The 4,887-nt window shown below is 31.0% G+C and carries 7 protein-coding genes; 6 read left to right on the forward strand and 1 reads right to left on the reverse strand.

The annotated features are described in order from the left end of the window. Window positions 1-154: 154 nt before the first annotated feature. Complete coding sequence (locus tag CLHUN_RS21195) at window positions 155-730, reverse strand: sce7726 family protein (protein WP_080066682.1); 576 nt, start codon at window positions 728-730, stop codon at window positions 155-157. A gap of 138 nt (window positions 731-868) precedes the next feature. On the opposite strand from CLHUN_RS21195, the gene CLHUN_RS21200 reads away from it, so the two are divergent. The 6 genes from CLHUN_RS21200 (at window position 869) to CLHUN_RS21225 (ending at window position 4,615) form a co-directional block, all read left to right on the forward strand. Beyond that, on the forward strand, window positions 869-1,072 hold the full coding sequence (locus CLHUN_RS21200; RefSeq protein ID WP_080066683.1) for a hypothetical protein: 204 nt from the start codon (window positions 869-871) through the stop codon (window positions 1,070-1,072). Window positions 1,073-1,467: 395 nt separating this feature from the next. Next, window positions 1,468-2,052: an RNA polymerase sigma factor gene (locus CLHUN_RS21205; RefSeq protein WP_165755822.1), complete on the forward strand. Its 585-nt coding sequence runs from the start codon at window positions 1,468-1,470 to the stop codon at window positions 2,050-2,052. A 49-nt stretch (window positions 2,053-2,101) separates the two neighbouring features. Next, on the forward strand, window positions 2,102-2,422 hold the full coding sequence (locus tag CLHUN_RS21210; RefSeq protein WP_080066685.1) for a hypothetical protein: 321 nt from the start codon (window positions 2,102-2,104) through the stop codon (window positions 2,420-2,422). Continuing rightward, a complete protein-coding gene (locus CLHUN_RS21215; RefSeq protein ID WP_165755823.1) occupies window positions 2,415-3,167 on the forward strand; it encodes an ImmA/IrrE family metallo-endopeptidase in 753 nt (250 codons plus the stop codon). The genes CLHUN_RS21210 and CLHUN_RS21215 overlap by 8 nt, the downstream gene beginning before the upstream one ends. A 160-nt stretch (window positions 3,168-3,327) precedes the next feature. After that, on the forward strand, window positions 3,328-4,287 hold the full coding sequence (locus CLHUN_RS21220) for a hypothetical protein (protein WP_080066687.1): 960 nt from the start codon (window positions 3,328-3,330) through the stop codon (window positions 4,285-4,287). Between the two features lie 85 nt (window positions 4,288-4,372). Beyond that, window positions 4,373-4,615, forward strand: coding sequence for a hypothetical protein (locus CLHUN_RS21225; RefSeq protein WP_080066688.1), 243 nt, complete (start codon window positions 4,373-4,375; stop codon window positions 4,613-4,615). The last annotated feature ends 272 nt before the right edge of the window (window positions 4,616-4,887 follow it).

A 4,887-nucleotide genomic window follows, 5' to 3' on the forward strand; every position in this document is an offset into this window, starting at 1 on the left:
TAGCATTTGCCAAGAGCGTAATCAAGGCCACGCCGCTTCGCGGTGGCTGGTTTCTGCACCTCTGGCTCCAAAAACCAATTTTGCTATCGTCACAGAGAGCGATTTACAGAAAAAATCTCACAGAGCCGTACAAATCATCATATAACTTTTGTTATCAATCAGCTCTCCAGTTTTTTCGGAGTTTAAGTTGCTCTCTAACATAATATTTTAAATCTTCTAGGGAAAAGCTTTCAACAAGCTTTTCCCATATTTTATTTCTTGGCTTACTTACGTAGCCTTTTTCTAGTTCAAATCTTCTTAAAAGGTCTAAAGCTTCATCTTTCCATAATAGTTGGACAAGTGAATAAGGATCAATTTGGGGATTTGGGCTTTCCTTTCTCAAAAGAGAAAATTCAATTTCATTGTCGTTTGTTTTTTCAGCAATTTCTATTCCCCACCACTCAGGAACTAATTTTAGTATACCTTCACTATGGCACTTTCCTGTTACTATAGTAACGGAATCCAATACCTTATTATAAACGTCGATTTGTCCAGGTAACCTTTCAAGGGTATCACTATCACTTTTAATTTCATATCCATGTATAGATCCATTAACCACTGCAACATCAACTCTTGCGTCTCCTTGACAAAGACCAAGTTCGTCTATGATTAATGTATCGAAGTGATTGAGATGTTCTTGTTTCAAATTTATATGAAGTTGTGAACGAATATCTATATCTCGAGTTTTCATATGTTTATATTTCCTCACATACTTAAATTTAAGCAATTTAATTCTACTATTTATTTATTAAGAATACAATTATTATACCATAAGTTGTAATATTACGCAATAAGTAGTATAATAATTCAAAGGGTTATGGAGGTAAAAATGAGTAGAAAATTTACTATTCTTATAAGTGATGAAGAAGTTATTAAAAAACTTGAGAAATTGCCTGAAAGAAGTAAAGGTCACTATATCACTGAGGCTATAAAAGAAAAAATATCTAAAGAAAAAGAATTAGTATGGGATGAGAATAAGCTTAAAGAAATTATAGCAATTGAAGTTGAAAAGTTAATAGGAAAAAATAATTAAATTGTAATTTATTGGTATAATATTTTTTTGATAATGGCCTGGAAATAATCTAATATCATTCTTTTTATATCTAATATACTATTTATCTAATATACTAAATTAGTTAAATTTTTAGTTGTAATGAAGAAAAAATAACTAACATACAGATAGTAGATATCAGAATATGAACCCATATGATAATTACTTTACTTTTATAGTCACAAAGAAGAATAGTTTGATATTATTTAAAAATTAATTTTTAGTGCAAAATATTCCCAGATATAATATTTGAGTAAACAAATTTTACTAATATTTGTCGTTTATGTAATCTTGTGTTACAATTTTTTTGATATCGATTTTAGATAAATTTAATTAAACACGGATTTGTATTTACTAATAGAATGGGGGTATTTAATGTGGGTGAAGTAAAACATCCTGAAGATCTTGATCTTTTGGATAAATATTTATGTGGCGATAGGGAATCTGGAGAAAAGCTATTTGGAAATGCTTATCCATCTTTAAAAAGGTATGTTTTTTCCTGTACTAAAGGTAACACATATCTTTCTGAAAATGATAAAGAGGATATAATTTCAGAATCTATGATGAGAGCAATTTCTAATCAGCATTTATATAATGGAAGTTCAAAGTTTCAAACATTCATAATTGGTTATGCACATAACGTTATACTAGAAAAACATCGCAAAAAAGCAAAGGAATCAAAAAATATTATATCAATTGAAGATGCCTTGAATGTTGAAGGTATTGACCTCTATGACAACCCTGTGAAAATAATTGTAAAAAAGGAACAGATTGATGCTGTAAAGGAAGCACTTAATATGCTGTCAGATGAACAAAGAACAATCATAGTTCTAAGAGTTTTTAATGATATGCCATTTAAGCTAGCAGCACAATTAGCTGGTAAAAGTGAAGATGCTGTAGACTCGCTTTTTAGACGAGCAATAATATCATTTAAAAATAATTTTGAGAAAATTTATAAATGAGCGACGGATTTTTAATGATTTAGACATTAACGTATAGGAGGGTAAAAAAATGATTACAATTGATTATGCTTTACGCATTTATACAGATATGTTGAATGCTGGGGATAACATTGATATTAAGTACTTTAAGGACAATTTGAGCATAAATGATTTTAAAGAATTTCAAGAGCTTACTCCGTTCATAGCTCTTCTTAAATCTTCCAAGGAAACAGATAAGTTTAAAACAATATTTAATAAAGTTGATGCTCATAAAGAATCTATATATAATCTTCCTTCTGTTGCAAATTTTAGGTCACATCGTAACTCTAAAACTGATGAGGCAACTAAAAAGCTAAATAAGTTATTTGATGAGGAATTTGGTGATGAGTAAATCAGATATAGGATTCCTGACAGCGTATAAACTTAGGCAAGATTTGGGGATTAATCCAAATGAGTACATTGATTTAAACTATGTTGCAGAACAACTAATGATAAGAGTAATCCGAATGTATTTGGGTGATGGTGTTGAAGGCGCATGTAAAAGTAAGGGTATAAAACGTCTTATTGCCTTAACTCCCACTCCAAGCAGTCCACAAAAAGAACGATTTACTTATTCACATGAAATTGGTCATTTACTTATTCATCATAGCTCCTATGTATGCTTACAAGATTTTTTTAATACATATAAAACTCAAAATGATGAAGAGCAAGAGGCAAATGATTTTGCTGCTGAGCTTTTATTACCAAGAAGAGCTCTATTAGATATACTTACAAAAAGAGATTTAACTTTTAAATTAATTGAACAAGTTTCAAAAAAATTTGGAACATCATTATCAGTAGCTGCAATACAACTAATACGGTTTTTTAATGATAATGCAGTAATAATATGGCATGATGGTCAACATTTATTATGGAAAGTAAGGAGTGACCATTGCACATTGGATATATCAGAAGCTATTTCTCCCATGGTACTAGCAAATAAGACTTCTGATAATCGACGTGATATTAAGGGCAACATTGATTCACAGTTTTGGATTGAAAACGAAATTGATAACTTAATATGTGAAGAAGAAACACACTATTTTAAGAATTTAAAAAAATATTTAACTATTTTGAAATTCTATGAAGAGTATTGATTAAAAATATATAGCAGCCGCAAGGCTGTTTTTTATTGCGAAAAATATAGCCCTAAGCTTTTACCAGTTGGGTCAAAGTAAATGTTTAGAACTTTTATATATAACACAAACACTTGGTGCATTAACTCATCTAAACCTATTTTTACGAGGAGGAATAATAATGAATATTTCAGAAAAATTCGGCTTTACTACTAAAGGTCACAAGCTTTTTGATTTTATAGATATAAATCTTGATACAGATACCGAGCTTTACATAGACCCAACTCTAATTGATAGATTACCCACATCCTGGTGTATTGAAACCAAAAAGATTTTGCAAGACTATTTTGACAATGTTTTTGAATGCTGCAAAACCAAAAACTATGCAAGATTAGATAAGTTGGTTGCTTTTGGAAAAGAGCCTAATGAAACTAAACTAGGCTTATCAGTTGCACAGTCACGCGGGAAAGGTTCAAAACCAGATAGTCTTCGTAATATCTTTAGAACAGTTGCAGAACAATGCCTTATAGAGAAAGGTCTAGTAGAAAAACCATCAGAATTGTGTGTGTTTGTTAATAATTTTGCAGAGGATAGAATGTCTGATTTGATAACAAATATTATTAGAGGTCAGCTTTATAAGTTCACGACTCAGCAATGTAATAAACTAAATATCAACATGTCACAAAAGCAATACAATTTAGGCAATTATTGGGATGCATCTAAAAAGGAGTGGGCTACTTTAATTGGTAATTCTTTGATTATAGGCGGTAAGAAAATATTATTAGTGCCTAAAATTATTGTTCGTAGAAAGTTTATTATTTCTGTAGCCCAATATATACAAAAGCATGTACTGACTTATCGACAATCTTTTCACCTTGAAAAGAAGACAGAGTTAGTTCATAAGCGATATACAAAGAAAGAAGGTTATTTTTATGTACCACCTACAAAAAAGGAGCTATATGAAATTGAGGTGAAAGGTCAAGATCATAAGGCCTTTGCAAGAAGTTTTGCTGAAAATAATCCACACATAGCTGATAGATTTAGAAAGAAGCAGGTAACAGAAAGAGATATTTGGGACTGTGTACTTTCTGATAATGAGCTCGATTTTTATGTTTATGGAAAAAATGCATATAGTGCATAATCTTAAATAATCAAAATAATAATAATTTGCTTTACCGGCACACATTTGAACAAATCTATTGCATGTAGACGAAAGGAGAATCAATATGAATCATAAGGTAACAAGTAAATCAATGGGGAGCAAGGCTGCAAATATACTTAACAATCATAACTCATCAAACATTCAAAGGCAGCTGGCGGGCTCTGTTTTATCTCAGAGAAATCCCAATAATCAAACTGGTGCGGGTATGGAGGACATTGCCTCTAGAGTTTTAAACAGTGATAAATACAGTAGTGAAACAAAATCTTTGGCTGCCAGTTTAGTATCGCAATCTGATAAAAACGGGTAGGGCAAAAATACTAAAGTTAACAAAAATAACTTAAATACGAAAAGGAATAAAATCTATGTTTGCAAGAGACAGAATTGATGACAAGAATTGGGATTGTTACGATGAAGAAGTGGATAAGGGAAGGTGTAAATGTGGACAAGGTAAAATGAGACTGCGAGAAATTTTCTGTAAAAGCCTTCTGTGATAGAATAAAACACAGGAGGCTTTTAAATTATGGGAAGACCGAGAAAAACACCTGGGATGAGTGAAGGAAAGCAGAATATCATAAGACA

The organism is Ruminiclostridium hungatei, assembly GCF_002051585.1.
Taxonomy (GTDB): Bacteria; Bacillota; Clostridia; order Acetivibrionales; family DSM-1351; genus Ruminiclostridium; species Ruminiclostridium hungatei.